This is a genomic window from Halalkalibacter urbisdiaboli, from assembly GCF_002156385.1.
Classification (GTDB): Bacteria; Bacillota; Bacilli; order Bacillales; family Bacillaceae_D; genus Halalkalibacter_A; species Halalkalibacter_A urbisdiaboli.
Window position 1 is genome coordinate 777,088 of record NZ_MVJM01000003.1, and the last position, 18,907, is coordinate 795,994.

An 18,907-nucleotide genomic window follows, 5' to 3' on the forward strand; every position below is an offset into this window, starting at 1 on the left:
CCCTGAAAACGATAACCGAGTATTTTTGTGGTTGACTACCTTTACTCTTTTAACGATAATCCGATACTCGAAAGCGCTTGTTTTACAGTAACAAACGTCTTCACATCGGGCATGGTTAGTTTATCATCAACAATAATCGCAGCCATTTCTGGTCGGAAACCAGATATAAGAGGAGTAACGCCGATTAAGTTTAATGCGAGGACGAATTGGATTAAATAAGTACTAATCGTTTGATCCAATTTAGAAATGCCCGAAAGATCAATGATTAAATAATCTAAGTCAAAATCCTGACTTTTTCTCAAGGCCTCCTCTAATATAAGTTGGGCACGTTCTTCATCGATCTCACCAATGATTGGAAGGATTGAGATTTTCTCAGAAAGTCGTACAATGGGAACGGAAAGCTGGTGAATATGTTGATAAGCAATATCAACCTGGAGGACATATGTAATTAGTGAGGCCATCGTTTTAAATAATTCTATGTGTTCTTCGGTAAATGTAAAGGGTTTATTATCCATCCCACAAAGCGTACCGTATTTTGTCCCGTTTCTAAGGAAAATTGGCACACCAATTAAACAACCGCCACCATAATGCTTTGTAACAGCTAAGTCTTTTGTTAAGTCACTTTCTAATAAGTTTGGAATGACAAGTGGTTCCCGACCACTTTTAACAATCAGTATTCAAAATGATTGTTGGAAATCAATCGTAAACCCAGTTTCAAGCAATGAATATTTACGATTGAGTGTTTGGACAACGTCTACCTTTATTCCATCATTTTTTGCAATGAAAAACGTATTAATACCAACATGTTGACTCATTAATGAAAAGACTTTTTGGGAGATTTCATCAAAACTTTCTGTTTCAACATTCATAAGATTCACGTCAGCCCCCCTTTTTTTTCTATGCTAGTATAGTTACTTCATAAATGGTACCTTGTAAATGCTAGTTGGGTCAAGGTTGTTGCCGAAATTGTTTATTGGTACAGTAAATGAAAAAGGAGATAGAGTATGACCGACATGATTGTTCACCGTTCTATAAATGCAGTAAAGAAAGTTGGAAAAACTAAGCAAAGCTCAACACACACGTCTGGTCTAGTTCTAGAGCCAGGTAATTGGGAGGAGTATGACCCATTTCTCCTTCTAGCTGAAGACTGGTTTCAATCTGGAACGTTTCCCTTTCATCCGCATCGGGGAATAGAAACATTCACATATGTTATTAAAGGGGTACTTGAACATAAAGACAATCAACAAGGGGAAGGGGTTCTATATCCTGGAGATGCACAATTTATGACAGCTGGCAGGGGTGTGTTACATAGTGAGGATCCCGCTATAGGTGAAACCGTTCATTCTCTACAGCTTTGGCTTAATCTTCCAAGCGGATATAAAATGACGGAGCCTCGTTATCAAAATTTACGTGGACAAGATATGCCGATTTATGAAGAAGATGGTGTGAGGGTTAAAATATTCTCAGGCTCTTCCGCTGGTCTTGTGTCTGAAACAAAAAACTATGTTCCTTTTACAATGGTAGAAATGACTCTTGAAAAAGGGGCATATTTCACCCAAGAAATTCCCGAAGATTATAATGGCTTCTTTTATGTTCTAGAGGGAGAAGGGTTATTCGGAAAAGAGAAAGCAACAGCAAAACAGCGTGAAGTGGTTTGGCTTAAAAAGGTAGAGGTTGGAATGAAGAGTGAAGTCACAATTGAAGCTAGGGAGAAGTTGAAAGTATTATTTTATGCTGGAAAACCATTAAATGAACCTGTCGTGGCTCGAGGTCCGTTTGTTATGAATACGGAGGAAGAAATTTACCAAGCCTATGCTGATTACAGAGATGGAAAATTTGGTCAGGAGTAGAGTTATCGTAAGACATTACGTCTAAAAAGGTGAATCTTTAAGGCCGCTGAAAAACAACTTGAGAGTCACGCTAGGTAGCAGCAATGGCTCCACACATTGATTAGAGGGCTCTGAAAAAGGGAAAAGTACACTTTTTCAGAGCTCTCTAATCTTCTCCTTTTTAGACATTTCTTCACATAAAATGTTTAAATGTATGCCGGAAGCGGATCACTGAAGGCACTCCAATCTGCTTTCATCTCTTCATCGGTCAGTAAACATTGATCAAGTGATTTAGAAATGTGGGCAAGGTTCATATCAATGCCGATCAAAACTAGCTCAGTCATCCGGTCACCGTATTGTTGGTCCCATTTTTTCAATAGCTCCGGTTCTTCATTTAAGATTTGTATTCGTTCCTTTTCAGGATAAACGGCTACCCACTCCCCAGCTCCTTGGAGTGTGACAAGTGAACCTGCCTGTGAGAGAAGTCCGACCATTGTGTTTCGTGTTGCAATCCAAATAAATCCTTTCGCCCGTACAATGTCAACAGGCCAAGCTTCTAACCATATAAGGAAACGCTCAGGGTGGAAAGGCCGTCTTCGTTTATAGACGAAGGAGGAGATACCGTATTCGTCTGTTTCCGGTGTATGCTCTTCCGTTAGTTCTTTAATCCAACCAGCTGCTTGACTAGCTTTCTCAAAATCAAATGTACGAGTGTTTAAAATAGTGGATAAATCAACTTTTGAAAATGAGGTTGGGATGATTTTAGCTTCTGCATTTGTCTTTTTCATAAAAGCAAGTAATTGCTGAATATCCTCATCCTTAAGCATGTCGACTTTATTTAGTACAATAACATTCGCAAATTCGATTTGGTCAAGTAAAAGCTCGGCTACTTCACGTGTATCATTCATATCAGTTCCTTGTTTTCGATCAAGTAGGGATTCTCCACAAGCATAGTCTTCCCAGAAACGATTTGCATCAACAACGGTTACCATTGTGTCTAGAATACATGTTTGTGTTAAATCAATCCCAAGTTCCTCATCTACATATGTAAACGTTTGAGCCACAGGGACGGGTTCACTAATTCCGGATGATTCGATGACGATGTAATCAAATTGCTTACTAGCTGCAATTTCATTAACCTCTTGCATTAAATCCTCACGAAGTGTACAGCAAATACACCCATTTTGAAGCTCAATCAATTTTTCTTCTGTTTTGACTAAGTTAGTAATTTTAAGGAGCTTTGCATCAATATTCATTTCACTCATGTCATTCACGATAACAGCGATCTTTAATCCTTGTTGGTTTGTTAAGATATGTTTTAACAATGTTGTTTTACCAGAACCTAAGTATCCGCTAAGTACAGTAATAGGAATTTTTCTCATTAAATATTCTCCTTCACAAGATGATTAATCATTTTATATAGACGCATCTTACAAATCGTAAAGTTTACGATTTGTAATTTATAGTAGTACAGAATAATTCGATTGTAAAGGTGAAATTATTTACGTAAAAATAGGGGGTGTCCCAAAGTCAGAACACGTTTGGGATACCCCTGTTACATATCATCGTAAAAATATGATTCACCGATTTTTAAAACTTTAAGCTGTTCAGGAGGGAGCTTTAAGCGCCGCCATTCTTTTTGTAGTCGTTCAAGAGCCTCGGGACCTGTATCAATAGACAGTCTGAATGTTCCGTAATGCATAGGTATAAAATGAGTCGCTCCTATATCTAGATACGCTTGTATGGCTTTTTCCGGGCTTATGTGAGAGGTATGACATAACCATTCTGGTTCATAATCGCCAATGGGCATAAACACAGTATTAATCTGAAAGCGATTTCTGATTTCATAAAACCCTTCAAAGTAAGCGGTGTCGCCAACAAAGTAGAGGCAGTCATTTTCAGTTTGAAGAATCCAGCCACCCCAATGTGATCGATTGAAGTCAAAAGGATGACGTCGTACCCAATGATGTGCTGGGACAAAATGGAGTAATACCTCTTCATGCTTAAATGAATCCCACCAAGAGGCTTCTTTAACATTGGTTAACCCTCTTTTGATAAATGACTGCTTTAATCCAATCGGCACATAAAACGTTGGTTTTCCTTTTAGCTTTGTTAATGTAGAAAACTCTAAATGGTCGTAATGTCCGTGGGAAATGAGGACAATATCAATGAGCGGTAACTCATCTATTTTCATTCCCGGGCTTCTAAGTCTTTTTTCGAAGCCCATTCTTTTAGCCCAAACGGGATCAGTTAATATGTTTAACCCTTGTAGCTGAATAAGAAAGGTTGAATGCCCTATCCATGTATAAGAGGTTGTAGTATTGTTAGCTTGAATAGCAGAGATTTTTCGTTCTTTCGTATAAGGGATTTGAGTTTTTAAATCTTTTTTTGCCCGAAATTTTTCTACACTAAACTTCCAAACGTCTTGCAGTCTAAAGCGATAATTGATGCTATTGTTGTTGCTATATCGTTTTCTCAACCAGTATCACCCATTCAATGTAACGATGGTATCATTATGTAGAATAACCATTATGACGAAGAAAAACACAAAAAGGAGTTGAAACGAATGATTGATGCTCATATTCATCTAGAACAATATGATCGTATCTCCGATCAGATTGAACGATGGCGAATGGGTGGAGTTAAGAGTGTGATTGCTGTTTCGAACAATTTAGCGTCGTCCTACAGAACATTAGAATTAAAAGAAAAATATCCTGACTTTGTTTTTGCATGTGTTGGTTTTCACCCTGAATATGAACTACCAAAAGTAAAAGAACTTGAGGAGTGGAAATCACTTATTCGCTTGGAACGAAAACGGATTACAGGGATTGGTGAAATCGGGTTACCACATTATCAATTAGACAAGCTTTCCAATTCCTTACCTGACTATATTCAGTTTCTAGCTGAGTGCTTTGAAGTTGCTAATGAGCATAAGCTTCCCGTAGCTCTTCATGCTGTGCATGATAAAGCAGGGCTTGTGTTACAATTACTTAAGACGTACAAAATTAATAAAGCACACTTTCATTGGTTAAAGGCACCGGCAGATGTGTTGCAGGCGATCGTTGAATCTGGTTATTATCTAACTGTCACTCCTGAAGTTTGTTATCGTGAAAGGGATCAGCAGTTGCTTATGCAAGTACCGTTATCACAATTGCTTATTGAAACAGATGGGCCGTGGGAATATCATCATCCAATGTTTAAACAGGAGCGTACTACTCCTCTGTTTTTAGAAGAGATGGTTCAAACAATTGCAAGGCTAAAACGAATCAATACAACTGAATTGGAAAAACAGCTTACACGAAATACATTAAATTGTTATGTAGGAAAAGCTTGATTACTTGCTCGTGTGAAAATGAGCACGTTACAATAAAAAGGACTATTTAAATAGTTAGGAGAGAGTGTATGGATACATTTGAGCTATTAAAATCTAGAAGAGCAATACGAAACTATGAAAACAAACCAGTAGAAAAAGAAAAAATTGAGAGATTATTAGAGGCTGCTACATGGGCCCCTAATGATAGAATGAGGGAACCGTGGGGCTTTTACGTGGTTCAAGAGGAAGCGAAGTCAAGGTATGAACGACTAGCAAAAGAGTATCTTGAAGAACGTTTTCCTACAAAACCGCACTTGGTTGAAAGTTCGTTAAAGGTAGTTTCTACTACGCCTGTTATAATAATCGTCACGTCAGATATTGTTGAAGGCGATGAGGAAGCAACGGGTGATAACGAATATGCTGTATGCTGCGCTATTCACTCAATGTGGCTTGCGGCAAAAGATTTAGGATTAGGGTTTGTTTGGCGAACAAGAGGGGTTGGCCTTGTTCGGGATAGACGCTTGCATGAATTTATTGGTTCACCTAATCATAAAAAAATCATCGGTACCGTTTATCTAGGTTACCCGGACCAAGAATCGTTAGAAAAAATGAAGCCTTCAAAACGAACACCATTTTCGGATAAAACGACTTGGCTATAATTTGAAACGAAATGGAGGAGTTTATGGAAAAGCTGAATCATGCGACGATCCAAGAAAAGCTAGAAACCGTTGAAGGCTGGACAGTTCAGGATGAGAAATGGCTTGTGAAAAAATACCGTTTCAAATCATATTTACATGGAATTCGCTTTGTGAATAAAATTGCCGAGCTTTCAGAAAGAGAGAACCATCATCCTTTTATCGCTATTGACTATATTGTCGTAACACTTAAGCTCTCATCTTGGAAAGCAAACGGTATTACTGAGCTTGATTTAAAGCTTATCGAGGAATATGATCAGCTTTATTATAGTAAAGCATAAGTGACTATTTACTTCTTGCAAAATACACTGTAATCTTGAATTTGTGAGAAATTTCTAAGAAAGAGGGCACTATAATGATTAAAGCTGTATTTTTTGACCTAGATGACACGTTATTATGGGATCAAAAGAGTGTAAAGGAAGCATTTGTGGCAACATGTAAAGTTGCGCAGGAAAAGTATAATCTTGACTTAGAAGAATTTGAAGAAGCGGTTCGTAAAGAAGCAAGAGAGCTTTACGCTTCATATGAAACGTATGATTTTACTCAAATGATCGGAATTAACCCATTTGAAGGTCTTTGGGGTAATTTTTTGGACGATGATGACAACTTTAGAAAAATGAAAGACATTGTCCCTACATATCGTAAAGAAGCATGGACGAGAGGACTGAAGGCCCTCGGTATTGATGACCCTGATTTCGGGGCGGAATTAGCTGAGCGTTTTCCAGCGGAGCGTCGCAACAAGCCATTTGTTTATGAGGAATCTTTTCAGGTGCTTGATGAATTAAAAGGGAAGTACAAGCTTCTACTTTTAACAAACGGGTCTCCTGATTTACAGAATACAAAGCTGGATATTACCCCAGAACTCGTTCCGTATTTTGATGAAATCGTCATTTCAGGTGCCTTTGGAAGAGGAAAGCCAGATGTGACAATCTTTGAACACGCATTATCGTTAATGAATCTTAACAAAGACGAAGCGATTATGGTTGGCGACAATTTAATGACAGATATTTTAGGTGCTTCACGAGTTGGAATGAAATCGGTATGGATTAATCGTCATGATAAACAAAGAAATGAAGTAGTTCCAGATTATGAGATTAAGCACTTAGAAGAATTATATCCCATTTTAAATGAACTGAATCAAAAGTAAACTGAAGAGCACATAGTCGTGCTCTTTTTTGAATTTCATGTACCGTAATAGTGTATAAAAAAGTAGTCTATCATAATGGACTACTCAACTACTTAACTTGCTTTATATCGATGTTCCCATTTGATTCTCCATTTATTCCGTCTTTCAATGCGGTTTCCTTTATAAAGATGCTTATATTTTTTCCAATGAGTTTTCCATTCACTTCTTCTTTTTGTTCTCATAAAAAAAACTCCTTTGCTGTCTATTCTTCTATAAAGATTCCATTAGAAACACGTTACTCCTTTGACTATCTTTGTCTCTGGTTGTCTAATTCCGTCTAATTATTTATAACTTTCAATGCTGTTCTCGAATTAAAGCGTTTTGTTCCTGTAAATTTTAATGTATTGAACAAATTACGTACTTTTCACCTACGTTTCAACACATATTCGATTAGGCGATGTCATATAATAAATCTGCTTTGATAATGAAGGTTAGGAGCTGAAACAGATGAGATGGCAAAAATCACTTTTAAGTATGATTCAAAAGCAAGCAGATAAAAATATTGCATTAGCAATTGATACGTCAACGAATGAAACAAACCAAAAACTAATTAATAGCATTATTACGCTTTTTAAAGAAGTAAATCCAGACACGACCCTAGTTCAATCCGATTTTAAAATCAGAGATATCTCATCCATTCAGAAAACTAAAATTCAGTTTTTTACCCATGGAAAGTCTTCATATACTGAGGTATTAGAGTGGGGAAAAGAAGAAAAAATTGATACTCTATTTTATATTACTGATGTAACAGGATATTTCTATGAGGATTTACAAGTTGATTATGAGGTCATCTGGTTAGTTCCGAATGATTTTATTCCTAAAGTACCTTTTGGCAAAACGTTGAAAATTGCGTAAAATTTTTGGGAGGCTAATTCAGGATTCTGAATTAGCCTTTTAATGTGGTCAATTATACCAAAACGTCCAGTCGTTTCATAAAGACATAAAACGACTAAACGTATAAAATAAAAAGTCTATATTATCAATAACATACTTTATTATAAATTAATCTTTTGGAAAAGGAGGAATTTATGATGGCTAAAAAATCCATGATTGCTAAAGCAAACCGTGTTCAGAAGTATCAAGTACGCGAATATACACGTTGCCAAAATTGTGGTCGTCCTCATTCAGTATTAAGAAAGTTCAAGCTTTGCCGTATTTGTGTTCGTGAATTTGCCTATAAAGGTCAAATCCCCGGACTTAAAAAAGCGAGTTGGTAATAAGTAAAACCTAGTCCTTTTAAAAAGGGCTAGGTTTTTTTTGTTTTTTATTTTTGATGTTACGTTGTTTAAAATCAAGTAGGCAGGTTTGACAAAATCCCATTTCCCCATCAAATTCATACCATTTTCCACAGTTCAAACACCGCTTATGTAATACGTGGTTAATTACGAGGTCATAACCGTAATAGGTCACTCTTTTTTCAATTCTCATAGATAACCTCCACTACATTTGGGTTATTGTACTGTATGCACGGTGAGGGGAGGATGTGACAATTGATAAAAAATTAGTGAAATTCGTTTTTCGTTTCTAAAAATAAAAAAGATTTAACCGCGACATCAGTTAAATCTTTTTGACTTTTAATGAAAGTACTTAATATCACCTTGGTCATCTTTGTTTTTTGTTTGTCCTACGCCTTCTTCTGCAACCTTTAATCGGAATTTTTCATATAAAAAAAGGGAAAACATCTCATTGCGTTCACGGTCTGACATATCAGTAATCATTTTATTAATATCATTGCTGCTAAAATCTTGTAAAATCCCTTCAATAATAATAAAGGCATCCTCTTCATTTCCTGTTAAATGATTTTTATAAAGGGCATAAAGATCATCCACAAATTTCATCTTAAGTCCTCCTCAACTACATAAGTAGTCCATAGCTTTCACTAAAAAAAAGAAAATATTAGCACATAAGATAGTAAAATGTTGGTTAGTCTATTTAAGGAAATATGATAAATGATTTCTAGGAGGATACACAGATGTTTAATCAGATGAACTCAACGAATGTAAGTGGACAGCTGCAACAGATGTTACAGCAAATGCAGCAGATGGACAGCATGCGAACCAATTGAAGCAGGTTTCTAGCCAGCTACAACAAATTGGTCAGCATGAAAATATGGCTAGTCAGCAAATTCAACAGCTTTATGCTATGTGTAACCAATTAATACAAGAAAATCAACGATTAAAACAGGCAACTCAGTATTCAGCACAAACTCAGTTTAGTCAACAATCCCCAACTCAATTTCAGTAATCAAAACGGGGTGTTACAGAGGAGTTTCCTTTTGTAACACCTTTTTAGGTTTTATTAACATAAAAAACATGTTCAATTTCTAATGTACGTTCAATTTTAATTTTTCCGTATGAGTATTGAGCTTGTTTTCTTTTATCGGTAGCAGAACCAGGATTGAAAAGAATACAACCATTGTCAAGTTTTTTGGAGCAGGGGATATGTGAATGGCCGAAAATGACAAGGTCAACCTTTTCTTCCTTGAAGGCAGTAATGACCCTCTTTTCAGTTGTACCTTTTTGTCCGTGTCCGTGGACAACGCCGATTGTTACGTTAGCAATCTCGATCAATAACTTATCCGGAAATACTTCTTTTATTTCTACATCATCGGTATTTCCATGAACCCCCTTTACGGGAGCATATTGTTGCAATTCACGATAAACGCTCATATCATTCCAGTCACCTGAATGAATAATTAAATCTGCATTCTGAAGGTCTTGGATCAGAAATGTAGGAAGCTTTTTTGCGCGTTTAGGAATGTGGGTGTCTGATATAACGATAATATTCATCTGTTCCTACCTTTACATAGTTGAAATGGAATTTACGAATAATAGAATGAAGGTTCGAAAACTGTCTTGAATAAACTGTAAGGAGTGCGAATTAATATGAAAATACGCTACATCTTATTCATGATTTTAACAATAGTCATCACGGCATGCAATGTCGATAACCAATCAAACGGTGAAACTGAATTTTTAACGCAAAGTGATAATCAAACACCTCGACAAGTCGGAATTCCTACTATACACAACAATCCTGTTAATGAAAATAACGCGATTATGATTCAAGAAGCAAGCCATACCTCACAATACTTTACAAGGGAAGAAATCGCACAGCTTTTACCAGATCCAGTCGAATCCCTCTCTGCTGAAGAAATTGTACAATTGATCCCTAAGGGCACAATACAATTAACACCTGAGGAAATAAATCTTCTCATAAGCGAAGGTGCCCCATCAATGATGAAGCCTGAGCCGTACTATAATCAAAAACTGCTATTAGGACCGATTGAATAATCCTGTCATACAAATATCACCCCCTTATTGAGAAGTTCATGTAGGGGGTGAAAGCACTTAAAACGATGAAAGCAAATTCTTCAAAATGCCTTTAGTCTCGTTAATTTTAACTTGATTGTTCTTTTCCATATAATAATGTAACTCAGTAAGGTAGTAATCAATTTGCTGATACTGTAACTCTTTTGCTGCAATATTGTTAAATTTCTGTTGTTCGTTTCGTATTGTATTAATGTGAATTACATTTTCTAAAACATCGATAATCTTCTCACAGCTAAATTTAGCCCAAATAAGTTCAAGGTGTCCTTTACGTCGAATAAACATCAACTTATTGTTCATTTTATCATTATAAATGTTTAGAATCATTTTTCCTCGGTCGAATCCCCAAAATATAGCGAAATCTAATTTAAACACTTGTTTTACAATGTCGTTAATTTGTTGCTTCTTCACATCAATGGATAGGGAATCATAAATAAACGAATGTATCAATTTCTCTCACCTCATCCTCAAATAATGAATAGGCAATAAACAATCGTTAGCAACAAAAAAAGAAACCTCTTACATTTAGTTTACTATAATTCATAAACTTTGTGAAAGCGTTTTATTTTAATTCGCTTTGCAGTTTTTCATTAAAACATAGACGTCTGTGATAAAACCAATTATTAATTTCACGTACCGTAATTGGAATGAAATTTATAAATATAAAATAGTTAACGAATGATAATTTAAAGGGTGCCTCAATAGGCCTTTGACCTTTTGGGACACCCCTTCATGAACAAATTAATATGTTTTATTTTCTTTCGGTATAAAATAATCTCGAAAGGAGGACGCCAATCCCACCTAAACCAAGGAAAAGAATCGCTTTAATAACCATTGAAACATGAGGTAAGTCAGCTATAATCACCTTAATTAATGTTAAAAAGATAAGTGCAATTCCAAAAATCCGAACTGGTTTACGTTGTTTAACTACTCCATAAACGATGCTAGTTACAGCAAAGATCGCCCATAAAAAGGATACGGTTAAACTCGTTATACTCGCGCTGTAAGATTCGGTAAAGAGCGTTCCAACCATCATCAAAAAATGGAGCATAAACAGTCCATGAACAATAAGTAATCCTGTTATTAGACCATTAACATTAACTGAATGCTCCAGTTCCTTCTTATGCTCTTGTAATAAAAGTTTTATAAAAAAGACTGTTACAAATAACAAGACCCACGCAAATGTTTCTTCAGAAAGCAATTGCTGGATTCCATTAAAGACAATAAGAAAAATGGATAGCAAATATACCATCGTTCCAATTACTTTTTGAAGAGTAGCTTTTAGCTTAAAGCCAACGAATAACGAGGTACATGAGACAAGTAGTAAGGCAATCCCGACCATCTTATAATCAAGTAATTCAATGAAAAAGAAAGTCATCGCAATCGTTAAAATAGGAAACATGACTTGAAGAAACTCCTGATTGTTTCTCCAGAAATATATACAAGCACTACTATAAAGGAGAATTGCTGCAATTAAAAATGAGAGATACATGTCTGAGTGAATAATCGAGACCCACATTATAGTTAAGATAAAGCTTGTAAAAAGCATCGCTAGCTGATATTTCATGACATTTAATCTAATAAAAGCGATAAATAAAGTGAGATGCTGGATAATAATTGCTGTAACAACAATTGTAGAATCAGCTGCAGGACTCATTTTAAAGGCAACGAATGCAGCGTGGAATAATACCACTGAAGCTATGAACAAATAGCGAAATGATTTACGTAATGAAAACATGAGCAGTATCAAATAAAAAAATAATTCATAGCCTACAAATAAATAGACGTTACCAACATCACTTCTAATAAGGAAGGGTGCTAAAAATCCCGCAACACCTGCTAATAGTGCAATAGGTTGCGAATTGTATTGATGAGCAAGATAAATACCTAGTAAAGCCCAACCGAAATTTAAAATTAAAGCCAATGAAGATGGGATGTAACCATATAGCATGTTTCCAGCAAAAGTAGCTAAAATGAAGATAACAACCGCTCCACCGAGTAATACTTGAGCAAAGCCTGACCGGTTTGCTTTCATTTGTTTTATACCTAAACATAGTGCAGCTCCAGCAAGGACGTAGGCGAGGAGCATTCGTGCTAGTTCATTTAATAAGCCATAATCAGCTACGGCTTTAAATCCCCAAATGAGTCCAATAAGAAACACAAATAAAAAAATACGCGGAAGCCATACTTGGCCGATTTGCTTTTCCCAATCAATTTTTTTCGTTTCTTTTTTTGTAGGAGGTTTCGTTTGGTGGTGGAATGATTCACTTTTACTAGCTTGAACGGTTATTTTGGAGTTCTGTTGTTTTAAGCGTTGTACTTCATGTTCAAGTTGAGAAACTCTTTTCTCTAACAATTCATATTTTTCATCGCTCACGTCAGTCACCTTCTTTTATTCTTATCTGTTTACTATACAGCACATGTAAAAAATGGACAATTGGCTTTTTTTACTAACCGTTTACAACCGATTTATAAGATTGAGTTCTAGAAAAACAAACAAACATTCGCTACAATAATAGTAGGACTATAATGGGGTGGAACGGATGTTTAAACAGAATCTAGCACAATTATTAGAAGAACTTAAATCGAACAAGAAGTATAAGGACCAAATTGTTTATTGGCATGAAATGGAGGCAGTTGAAGCAAAGACAAAAGCCTTTCCAGTGGGAATGAATGACCGTATTAAAGAAGGGTTAAAGCGTAGAAGTATTTATGAGCTCTATACGCATCAAAGCAGTGCATTTGAGCTAGCTGTTGCTAAGGAAAATTTGGTTGCTGTTACACCAACTGCTTCAGGTAAAACTTTATGCTATAACTTACCAGTATTACAGCAAATAACAGAGGATAAAGAGAGTCGCGCTTTATATTTATTTCCTACAAAAGCGCTAGCTCAAGATCAAAAAAGTGAGTTAAACGAATTTATAACTGAAATGGATATCAATGTGAAGTGCTTCACATATGATGGAGATACAGCTCCGAATATACGACAAGCTGTTCGGACGGCTGGGCATGTTGTAATCACAAATCCTGATATGCTCCATTCTGCGATTTTGCCCCATCATACAAAATGGGTCGCATTCTTTGAAAATTTGAAATATGTCATTATTGATGAATTACATACATATAGAGGTGTGTTTGGAAGCCACGTTGCAAATGTTATTCGGCGTCTAAAACGAATTGCTGCTTATTATGGGAGTCATCCGACGTTCATTTGTACTTCGGCAACGATCGCCAACCCAAAGGAATTAGCTGAGGAGCTAACTGGTGAACCGATGCGACTTATCGATAATAATGGTGCACCAAGGGGCAAGAAGCATTTTATCTTTTATAATCCACCAGTTGTTAATCAAGCTTTAAACATTCGTAAAAGTGCCACAGTCGAAGTAAATGAATTGGCTAAGCTCTTTCTCGAAAACAAAATCCAAACAATTGTATTTGCTAGAAGCCGTGTAAGAGTTGAAATTATTTTAAGTCATTTACAGGAGCTAACAAAAAAACAACTCGGACCTCAATCGATTCGCGGATACCGAGGTGGCTATTTACCAAAGCAGCGGCGTGAAATTGAACGTGGGCTTCGACAGGGGGAGATACTTGGTGTCGTTAGTACGAATGCATTGGAGCTCGGTGTTGATATTGGACAACTTCAAGTTTGTGTGATGACTGGATATCCAGGCTCAATTGCAAGTGCATGGCAGCAAGCTGGACGAGCTGGTCGAAGACAGCATGAATCGGCAATCATTATGGTGGCTAACTCGACCCCGATTGATCAATATGTGATTCAGCACCCGGATTTCTTTTTCGAAAAATCACCAGAATCAGCAAGGATTAATCCTGATAACCTCGTTATTCTAGTTGATCATTTAAAGTGCGCAGCGTATGAACTACCTTTTAAAAGGGGAGATACCTTCGATGGGGTAGAGATTGAAGAAATTCTTGAATTTTTAGCGGAGGAACATGTCCTTCATCATCGAGTTGATAAGTGGTATTGGATGAATGATGCATTTCCAGCCCATGGGATTAGCCTGCGTTCTGCATCACAAGAAAATGTTGTCATTATTGACCAGTCCGATGTTGCTCATCCTACAGTTATCGGAGAAATGGACCGTTTTAGTGCAATGACATTACTTCATGATGAGGCCATTTATTTACACCAAGGTGTTCAATATCAGGTTGAGTACCTTGACTGGGATGAGAAAAAAGCGTTTGTAAGGGAAGTGGCCGTTGAATATTTTACAGATGCAAATCTTGCCGTCCAGCTACGAGTATTAGAAGAAGATGACCATAAATCAAGCTCTTATACGAAGGTTTCCTTTGGAGATGTAATGGTCAACGCAAAGGCTACTTTATTTAAAAAAATACGTCTTTCTACATTTGAAAACATCGGGTCTGGGCCAATTCATTTACCTGAAGAAGAGCTCCATACGAATGCAATGTGGCTAAGCTTTTCAGATGAAATCGCACATGAATTTGTTGATGAACCGCTTGATCAAGCCCTTATTGGTCTTGCGCATCTTTTTCAGCATGTAGCACCTGTCTTTGTAATGTGCGATCGTAGTGATCTCCATGTGATCCCACAAATGAAGGCGGAGCACTCTGAGGCACCTACCATTTTTATGTATGATCGCTATCCTGGGGGAATTGGGTTAGCGAAGGAAGTGTATCGACATATAGACCTTATACTTGAAAATGTTAAGCAGCTTCTTTCATCATGTTCCTGTCAGGATGGGTGTCCAGCCTGTGTGGGCGCATCAAGTGAGTTTACGGGTAATGTAAAACAGGTTGTTTATAAATTAATCAGATTGTTGCAAAGGAGGGAGGAGCATGGCGTTAAAGGGAAAGCTTAATCGGTTAAAGCAGCATATGAACTTTGAGAGGGGAGAGCATGTTCCATCTAAACCTGTGGTGGATGAACAAGAAGGTGAAAATACGATTCCTTATTTAGAAAAGTGGTCTAGCTTTGGGGCAAAACCAGTATGGTTTGAAGGGCAGTATACGATGATTCGTGATGTGCATTATCCGCTTGAACATCAACACGGTCGTTATCGTTTCTTTGAAATAAAAAAAGCGATAAAACAATGGCAAGATCATGTCGAAAACCATCCATTATCAGCGAAAGCGAGAAAACCTGAAGATTTACTCTTTTTTGATACAGAAACAACAGGTTTAAGTAGTGGTGCAGGGAATACGATTTTCCTTCTCGGTTATAGTCAAATACGGGAAAATGATGTACGGGTGCGTCAATATTTTTTACCGGGACCAGAAGCGGAGGTTTCTCTGTATCATCATTTTTTAACCGATGTCGGTCAAATGAAAAACCTTGTTACTTATAACGGGAAGTCGTTCGATTGGCCGCAGGTAAAGACAAGACATACCTTTGTTCGGGAGCAAGTTCCACAGCTTCCTAGGTTTGGACATTTCGATTTACTTCATGCATCAAGAAGATTGTGGAAGGAAATGCTGCCGTCCTGTAAGCTTTCTGTAGTTGAATCTAATATTTTAGGTTTCGAACGAAAGGATGACACACCAAGTTATTTAGTACCGATGTTGTATTTTGATTTTGTTAATGAAAGAGATCCTAGTTTTGTTGAAGGTGTTTTAAAGCATCATGAATGGGATGTACTGTCTCTAGTTACGTTATACACCCATCTATCTTTACTCATTACTGACCGAGAAAAAGCATCACTTCATCCACGAGAACTTTTTGAAATTGCGCGATGGTATGAATATCTTGGTGAAAAGGAGATTGCTAGTAATTTATATGAGCAACTTATTGTTTTAGGAGAGTCAGTTTCTTATGATGGTTTATTTTATTATGCTGGTTTATTAAAACAAAAAAAGTTAATAAGACAAGCCCTTCAAGCGTATGAAGACCTTTTACAGGCAAATCGATATCCTGTTGAAAGTGCGATTGAATGCTCTAAAATATACGAACATGGACTTAAGGACATTGAAAAGGCTCTATTTTTTGCAAAATGTGCATTAGTAATATATAAAGAACGCAGTGCTTTAATCAAAGGTAAAAAGGAAAAACTAGTAGCAGATCTAGAAAAACGGATTAATCGATTGGAACGGAAAATAAAGGGAGCATAAAATGAAGGAAATGTCTACACTTATTTCCTGGGCAAGCGCAAAAACAGCCGACTTTCAACATTTTGCAACAATTTTGTGAACAAAGCGAATGAAAACGTTGTAACAATAGAAAAGAAATTGTCAAAAATAAGGAAAGGGCGTACAATATGTACTAGAAATAGGAAAGATGAAAGAGTGAGAACTATGAACCGTGCCCTTTTAATTTTATTTTTTGTAATGATTGGTATAACGTTGCTTATTTCTGTTGAAATGCGAGATTCAGCAAGCCTAAATAGTTTACTAGACAAAAACCTAATCTTACAAAATTCACATAATTAGGTTAAACAACTAGGACACTAGGTGGATTTTGAACATAGGTTATTATTGACTCAACAAAAAAGGAGGAAATAACTTATGTTTGGTAATCCTAGACCAGTTAGATCTCGAGTAATGCCACCGGTAGTACACCCAACAAAATGTAACGTTGTTGAAAGCACATGTGAATATATTGTACCAGAAGTTCATCCGACTCATACTACGAATGTTACAAACCATGTTTATAAGCATGTGCACAGCTATCCACACACTCAATCATATGCTCAAAACATTGCACACCAGCAGTTTGTGAACCCTAACCCATACCCTGCAGGACCAGGAATGGTAGCAGGAGCAGCAACACCTCCAGCAGGGCCAGGAATGGTAGCGGGAGCAACAACACCTCCAGCAGGGCCAGGAATGGTGGCAGGAGCAGCAACACCTCCAGCAGGACCAGGAATGGTGGCAGGAGCAGGTATGCCAGGTTACGGAAAAGGAAATAAGCCTTTTCCGGGAATGGTAGCAGGAGCAGCAACACCTCCAGCGGGGCCAGGAATGGCGGGTTATGGAAAAGGAAATAAGCCTTTTCCAGGCCATGTAGCAGGAGCACAAAAGGGTTTCGGTAAGTCTTGTGGCTGCTAGTGAGTATGAATTTATAGAAGGGCGAACATGTTGTTCGCTCTTCTTCATTATAGAGTTTCGATGCGGCTAAGAGGAAAAGGAGGCGCTTATTGAAAACTATTGCAATAACAGGATATAAGGGACATGAATTAGGGATATTCGATCAAAAACATCAAGGTATTTATTACATAAAAAAAGCAATTGAACAACGAATTATTCCTTTAATTGAAGAGGGATTAGAATGGGTAATCATTAGCGGACAACTTGGAGTTGAACTATGGGCTGCTGAAGTTGTATTAAGTCTAAAAAAACAATACCCGAACATAAAGCTTGCTGTACTCACTCCGTTTTTAGGACAAGAGGAGCGCTGGCAAGATGCAACAAAGGAATACTATACAAGGATATTAAACGAAGCGGATTATGTTGATAGTATAACAAAGCGGCCTTATGATAATCCTAGTCAGCTGAGATTAAAAAATGAATTTATCATTTCTAAAGTAGATGGATTACTCATATTATTTGATGAAGACAAACCTGGCTCACCCTTGTACTACTTGGAAATAGCACGTAAGCAGCAGCAGTTCAAAGAATTCTCGATCTTAATGATCACGCCAACCGACTTAGATTTATTAGTCCAGGACGAACAAGCTGCTGAAAATTGGGACTAAAAAGATTCAAATTGACAATCTCTTTAACTTTTGAAAAAATAAAGATTGTATTAGGTTGTTTTTATTCGTTAGCAGAGGTGATTAAAATTGTATAATCAGGAAATTCGTTTAACAGCGAAAGATATCTTAAATAAAGATTTTAAATCGAGTATGAGAGGGTACAACCCTGATGAAGTAGATAAATTTCTAGATACGATCATTCAAGATTATGAGGTATTTCAGCGTGCAATTGAACAGCTTGAGCAAGAAAACCAGCAACTAAAACGTGAAGTTAAAAAATTATCTGACCGTCCACAAAGACAGGTAACACCACCGACCGTCGGTAGTACAAATTATGATATTCTCCAACGGTTATCAAATCTTGAGAAAAAGGTTTTTGGTGACAAGCTATTTGAATAGATTCATAACGAATCAAGGAGAGGATTTGTTTGATCGAGGTATATATCGACGGAGCAAGTGCTGGTAATCCAGGTCCATCAGGTGCAGGCGTTTTTATCAATTTTAAAAATGGCCAGGTGGAAGGACACTTTTTTCCATTAGGCGTCATGTCAAATCACGAAGCTGAATATGAGGCGCTAATTAAAGGGCTAGATGTCTGTCTCGAAAAAGGAATTACGACCGCTTCGTTTCGCACGGATTCAAAGCTAATTGATGATGCGATTGAACGTCGGTATGTTAAGAACAAACAATTTCAGCGTTATTTAGAACAAGCCCTTATACGTATTGATAAGTTTGATTTATTTTTTCTAAAATGGATTCCGAGTAAGCAAAATAAAAATGCCGATGAGCTCGCTAGAAAAGCGATTTCGAAACAAAGGGAATAACCAGTAATTCCCTATTGCATAGGTTGTATATTAGCGATATAATAAATATTGTCGCTTT

The 18,907-nt window shown here is 36.9% G+C and carries 25 protein-coding genes; 15 read left to right on the forward strand and 10 right to left on the reverse strand.

Going from position 1 to position 18,907, the window contains the following annotated elements; all coding sequences use genetic code 11:
- Window positions 1–41: 41 nt before the first annotated feature.
- Both B1R93_RS18205 and B1R93_RS18210 read right to left on the reverse strand, forming a co-directional pair.
- Window positions 42–677, reverse strand: a complete 636-nt coding sequence (locus B1R93_RS18205) for an STAS domain-containing protein (RefSeq protein ID WP_342587539.1) — start codon at window positions 675–677, stop codon at window positions 42–44.
- Entirely contained in the window at window positions 678–878 is a 201-nt protein-coding gene (locus B1R93_RS18210; RefSeq protein ID WP_088105369.1) for a hypothetical protein, read from the reverse strand. It abuts the gene before it with no gap.
- A gap of 135 nt (window positions 879–1,013) precedes the next feature.
- Between B1R93_RS18210 and B1R93_RS18215 the strand changes: the two genes are divergently transcribed.
- Window positions 1,014–1,850: a pirin family protein gene (locus B1R93_RS18215; RefSeq protein ID WP_088105684.1), complete on the forward strand. Its 837-nt coding sequence runs from the start codon at window positions 1,014–1,016 to the stop codon at window positions 1,848–1,850.
- Between the two features lie 185 nt (window positions 1,851–2,035).
- Here B1R93_RS18215 and B1R93_RS18220 read toward each other — a convergent pair whose 3' ends face one another.
- Window positions 2,036–3,211, reverse strand: coding sequence for a GTP-binding protein (locus B1R93_RS18220; RefSeq protein ID WP_088105370.1), 1,176 nt, complete (start codon window positions 3,209–3,211; stop codon window positions 2,036–2,038).
- Window positions 3,212–3,384: 173 nt separating this feature from the next.
- Entirely contained in the window at window positions 3,385–4,308 is a 924-nt protein-coding gene (locus tag B1R93_RS18225; protein WP_088105371.1) for an MBL fold metallo-hydrolase, read from the reverse strand.
- A gap of 87 nt (window positions 4,309–4,395) precedes the next feature.
- Between B1R93_RS18225 and B1R93_RS18230 the strand changes: the two genes are divergently transcribed.
- From B1R93_RS18230 to B1R93_RS18245, 4 genes are all read left to right on the forward strand, one after another.
- Entirely contained in the window at window positions 4,396–5,163 is a 768-nt protein-coding gene (locus tag B1R93_RS18230) for a TatD family hydrolase (RefSeq protein WP_088105372.1), read from the forward strand.
- A gap of 68 nt (window positions 5,164–5,231) precedes the next feature.
- Window positions 5,232–5,801, forward strand: a complete 570-nt coding sequence (locus B1R93_RS18235; RefSeq protein ID WP_088105373.1) for a nitroreductase family protein — start codon at window positions 5,232–5,234, stop codon at window positions 5,799–5,801.
- Window positions 5,802–5,824: 23 nt separating this feature from the next.
- Entirely contained in the window at window positions 5,825–6,118 is a 294-nt protein-coding gene (locus B1R93_RS18240; RefSeq protein ID WP_088105374.1) for a 4a-hydroxytetrahydrobiopterin dehydratase, read from the forward strand.
- 74 nt (window positions 6,119–6,192) lie between these two features.
- Window positions 6,193–6,984, forward strand: a complete 792-nt coding sequence (locus B1R93_RS18245; RefSeq protein ID WP_088105375.1) for an HAD family hydrolase — start codon at window positions 6,193–6,195, stop codon at window positions 6,982–6,984.
- A gap of 92 nt (window positions 6,985–7,076) precedes the next feature.
- Here the strand turns inward: B1R93_RS18245 and B1R93_RS23735 are convergent, their stop codons facing one another.
- Window positions 7,077–7,205, reverse strand: a complete 129-nt coding sequence (locus tag B1R93_RS23735; protein WP_280949494.1) for a hypothetical protein — start codon at window positions 7,203–7,205, stop codon at window positions 7,077–7,079.
- Window positions 7,206–7,470: 265 nt separating this feature from the next.
- On the opposite strand from B1R93_RS23735, the gene B1R93_RS18250 reads away from it, so the two are divergent.
- Together B1R93_RS18250 and B1R93_RS18255 are read left to right on the forward strand one after the other, a co-directional pair.
- The gene (locus B1R93_RS18250; protein ID WP_088105376.1) at window positions 7,471–7,878 is read left to right on the forward strand and encodes a VWA-like domain-containing protein; all 408 of its coding nucleotides are present in this window, start codon (window positions 7,471–7,473) and stop codon (window positions 7,876–7,878) included.
- 176 nt (window positions 7,879–8,054) lie between these two features.
- Entirely contained in the window at window positions 8,055–8,240 is a 186-nt protein-coding gene (locus B1R93_RS18255) for a type Z 30S ribosomal protein S14 (RefSeq protein WP_088105377.1), read from the forward strand.
- 19 nt (window positions 8,241–8,259) lie between these two features.
- On the opposite strand, the gene B1R93_RS18260 is transcribed toward B1R93_RS18255, so the two are convergent.
- Both B1R93_RS18260 and B1R93_RS18265 read right to left on the reverse strand, forming a co-directional pair.
- On the reverse strand, window positions 8,260–8,451 hold the full coding sequence (locus B1R93_RS18260) for a hypothetical protein (RefSeq protein WP_088105378.1): 192 nt from the start codon (window positions 8,449–8,451) through the stop codon (window positions 8,260–8,262).
- A 146-nt stretch (window positions 8,452–8,597) separates the two neighbouring features.
- Window positions 8,598–8,861: a DUF6154 family protein gene (locus B1R93_RS18265; RefSeq protein ID WP_088105379.1), complete on the reverse strand. Its 264-nt coding sequence runs from the start codon at window positions 8,859–8,861 to the stop codon at window positions 8,598–8,600.
- 223 nt (window positions 8,862–9,084) lie between these two features.
- Here B1R93_RS18265 and B1R93_RS18270 point away from each other — a divergent pair, with 223 nt between their 5' ends.
- Window positions 9,085–9,267: a hypothetical protein gene (locus B1R93_RS18270; protein WP_088105380.1), complete on the forward strand. Its 183-nt coding sequence runs from the start codon at window positions 9,085–9,087 to the stop codon at window positions 9,265–9,267.
- Between the two features lie 44 nt (window positions 9,268–9,311).
- On the opposite strand, the gene B1R93_RS18275 is transcribed toward B1R93_RS18270, so the two are convergent.
- Window positions 9,312–9,812 carry a metallophosphoesterase family protein gene (locus tag B1R93_RS18275; protein ID WP_088105381.1) on the reverse strand — a complete coding sequence of 167 codons (501 nt, stop codon included), beginning with the start codon at window positions 9,810–9,812 and terminating at the stop codon, window positions 9,312–9,314.
- Window positions 9,813–9,908: 96 nt separating this feature from the next.
- Between B1R93_RS18275 and B1R93_RS18280 the strand changes: the two genes are divergently transcribed.
- Entirely contained in the window at window positions 9,909–10,316 is a 408-nt protein-coding gene (locus B1R93_RS18280) for a hypothetical protein (RefSeq protein ID WP_088105382.1), read from the forward strand.
- Window positions 10,317–10,373: 57 nt separating this feature from the next.
- Here B1R93_RS18280 and B1R93_RS18285 read toward each other — a convergent pair whose 3' ends face one another.
- Both B1R93_RS18285 and B1R93_RS18290 read right to left on the reverse strand, forming a co-directional pair.
- Window positions 10,374–10,802 (reverse strand): hypothetical protein, encoded by a 429-nt coding sequence (locus tag B1R93_RS18285; RefSeq protein ID WP_088105383.1) that lies wholly within the window; start codon window positions 10,800–10,802, stop codon window positions 10,374–10,376.
- Between the two features lie 301 nt (window positions 10,803–11,103).
- Entirely contained in the window at window positions 11,104–12,729 is a 1,626-nt protein-coding gene (locus B1R93_RS18290; protein WP_165763869.1) for a DUF2339 domain-containing protein, read from the reverse strand.
- 166 nt (window positions 12,730–12,895) lie between these two features.
- On the opposite strand from B1R93_RS18290, the gene B1R93_RS18295 reads away from it, so the two are divergent.
- The 6 genes from B1R93_RS18295 (at window position 12,896) to B1R93_RS18320 (ending at window position 18,849) form a co-directional block, all read left to right on the forward strand.
- The gene (locus tag B1R93_RS18295) at window positions 12,896–15,196 is read left to right on the forward strand and encodes a DEAD/DEAH box helicase (RefSeq protein WP_088105385.1); all 2,301 of its coding nucleotides are present in this window, start codon (window positions 12,896–12,898) and stop codon (window positions 15,194–15,196) included.
- Window positions 15,174–16,442 carry a ribonuclease H-like domain-containing protein gene (locus tag B1R93_RS18300; protein WP_088105386.1) on the forward strand — a complete coding sequence of 423 codons (1,269 nt, stop codon included), beginning with the start codon at window positions 15,174–15,176 and terminating at the stop codon, window positions 16,440–16,442. The genes B1R93_RS18295 and B1R93_RS18300 overlap by 23 nt, the downstream gene beginning before the upstream one ends.
- Before the next feature lie 393 nt (window positions 16,443–16,835).
- Window positions 16,836–17,378: a spore coat protein gene (locus B1R93_RS18305; RefSeq protein ID WP_088105387.1), complete on the forward strand. Its 543-nt coding sequence runs from the start codon at window positions 16,836–16,838 to the stop codon at window positions 17,376–17,378.
- A gap of 89 nt (window positions 17,379–17,467) precedes the next feature.
- The gene (locus B1R93_RS18310) at window positions 17,468–18,025 is read left to right on the forward strand and encodes an SLOG family protein (RefSeq protein ID WP_088105388.1); all 558 of its coding nucleotides are present in this window, start codon (window positions 17,468–17,470) and stop codon (window positions 18,023–18,025) included.
- 87 nt (window positions 18,026–18,112) lie between these two features.
- Window positions 18,113–18,424 (forward strand): cell division regulator GpsB, encoded by a 312-nt coding sequence (gpsB, locus tag B1R93_RS18315; protein ID WP_088105389.1) that lies wholly within the window; start codon window positions 18,113–18,115, stop codon window positions 18,422–18,424.
- A gap of 29 nt (window positions 18,425–18,453) precedes the next feature.
- Entirely contained in the window at window positions 18,454–18,849 is a 396-nt protein-coding gene (locus tag B1R93_RS18320; protein WP_088105390.1) for a reverse transcriptase-like protein, read from the forward strand.
- Window positions 18,850–18,907 lie beyond the last annotated feature (58 nt).

Bases quoted from the DNA above. Each gene is read 5' to 3' on its own strand.
- B1R93_RS18275 (WP_088105381.1), bottom strand. From the start codon at position 9,812: ATGAATATTATCGTTATATCAGACACCCACATTCCTAAACGCGCAAAA.
- B1R93_RS18300 (WP_088105386.1), top strand. From the start codon at position 15,174: ATGGCGTTAAAGGGAAAGCTTAATCGGTTAAAGCAGCATATGAACTTT.
- B1R93_RS18260 (WP_088105378.1), bottom strand. From the start codon at position 8,451: ATGAGAATTGAAAAAAGAGTGACCTATTACGGTTATGACCTCGTAATT.
- B1R93_RS23735 (WP_280949494.1), bottom strand. From the start codon at position 7,205: ATGAGAACAAAAAGAAGAAGTGAATGGAAAACTCATTGGAAAAAATAT.
- B1R93_RS18280 (WP_088105382.1), top strand. From the start codon at position 9,909: ATGAAAATACGCTACATCTTATTCATGATTTTAACAATAGTCATCACG.
- B1R93_RS18265 (WP_088105379.1), bottom strand. From the start codon at position 8,861: ATGAAATTTGTGGATGATCTTTATGCCCTTTATAAAAATCATTTAACA.
- B1R93_RS18215 (WP_088105684.1), top strand. From the start codon at position 1,014: ATGATTGTTCACCGTTCTATAAATGCAGTAAAGAAAGTTGGAAAAACT.
- B1R93_RS18245 (WP_088105375.1), top strand. From the start codon at position 6,193: ATGATTAAAGCTGTATTTTTTGACCTAGATGACACGTTATTATGGGAT.
- B1R93_RS18240 (WP_088105374.1), top strand. From the start codon at position 5,825: ATGGAAAAGCTGAATCATGCGACGATCCAAGAAAAGCTAGAAACCGTT.
- B1R93_RS18220 (WP_088105370.1), bottom strand. From the start codon at position 3,211: ATGAGAAAAATTCCTATTACTGTACTTAGCGGATACTTAGGTTCTGGT.
- B1R93_RS18295 (WP_088105385.1), top strand. From the start codon at position 12,896: ATGTTTAAACAGAATCTAGCACAATTATTAGAAGAACTTAAATCGAAC.
- B1R93_RS18250 (WP_088105376.1), top strand. From the start codon at position 7,471: ATGAGATGGCAAAAATCACTTTTAAGTATGATTCAAAAGCAAGCAGAT.
- B1R93_RS18235 (WP_088105373.1), top strand. From the start codon at position 5,232: ATGGATACATTTGAGCTATTAAAATCTAGAAGAGCAATACGAAACTAT.
- B1R93_RS18230 (WP_088105372.1), top strand. From the start codon at position 4,396: ATGATTGATGCTCATATTCATCTAGAACAATATGATCGTATCTCCGAT.
- B1R93_RS18305 (WP_088105387.1), top strand. From the start codon at position 16,836: ATGTTTGGTAATCCTAGACCAGTTAGATCTCGAGTAATGCCACCGGTA.
- B1R93_RS18255 (WP_088105377.1), top strand. From the start codon at position 8,055: ATGGCTAAAAAATCCATGATTGCTAAAGCAAACCGTGTTCAGAAGTAT.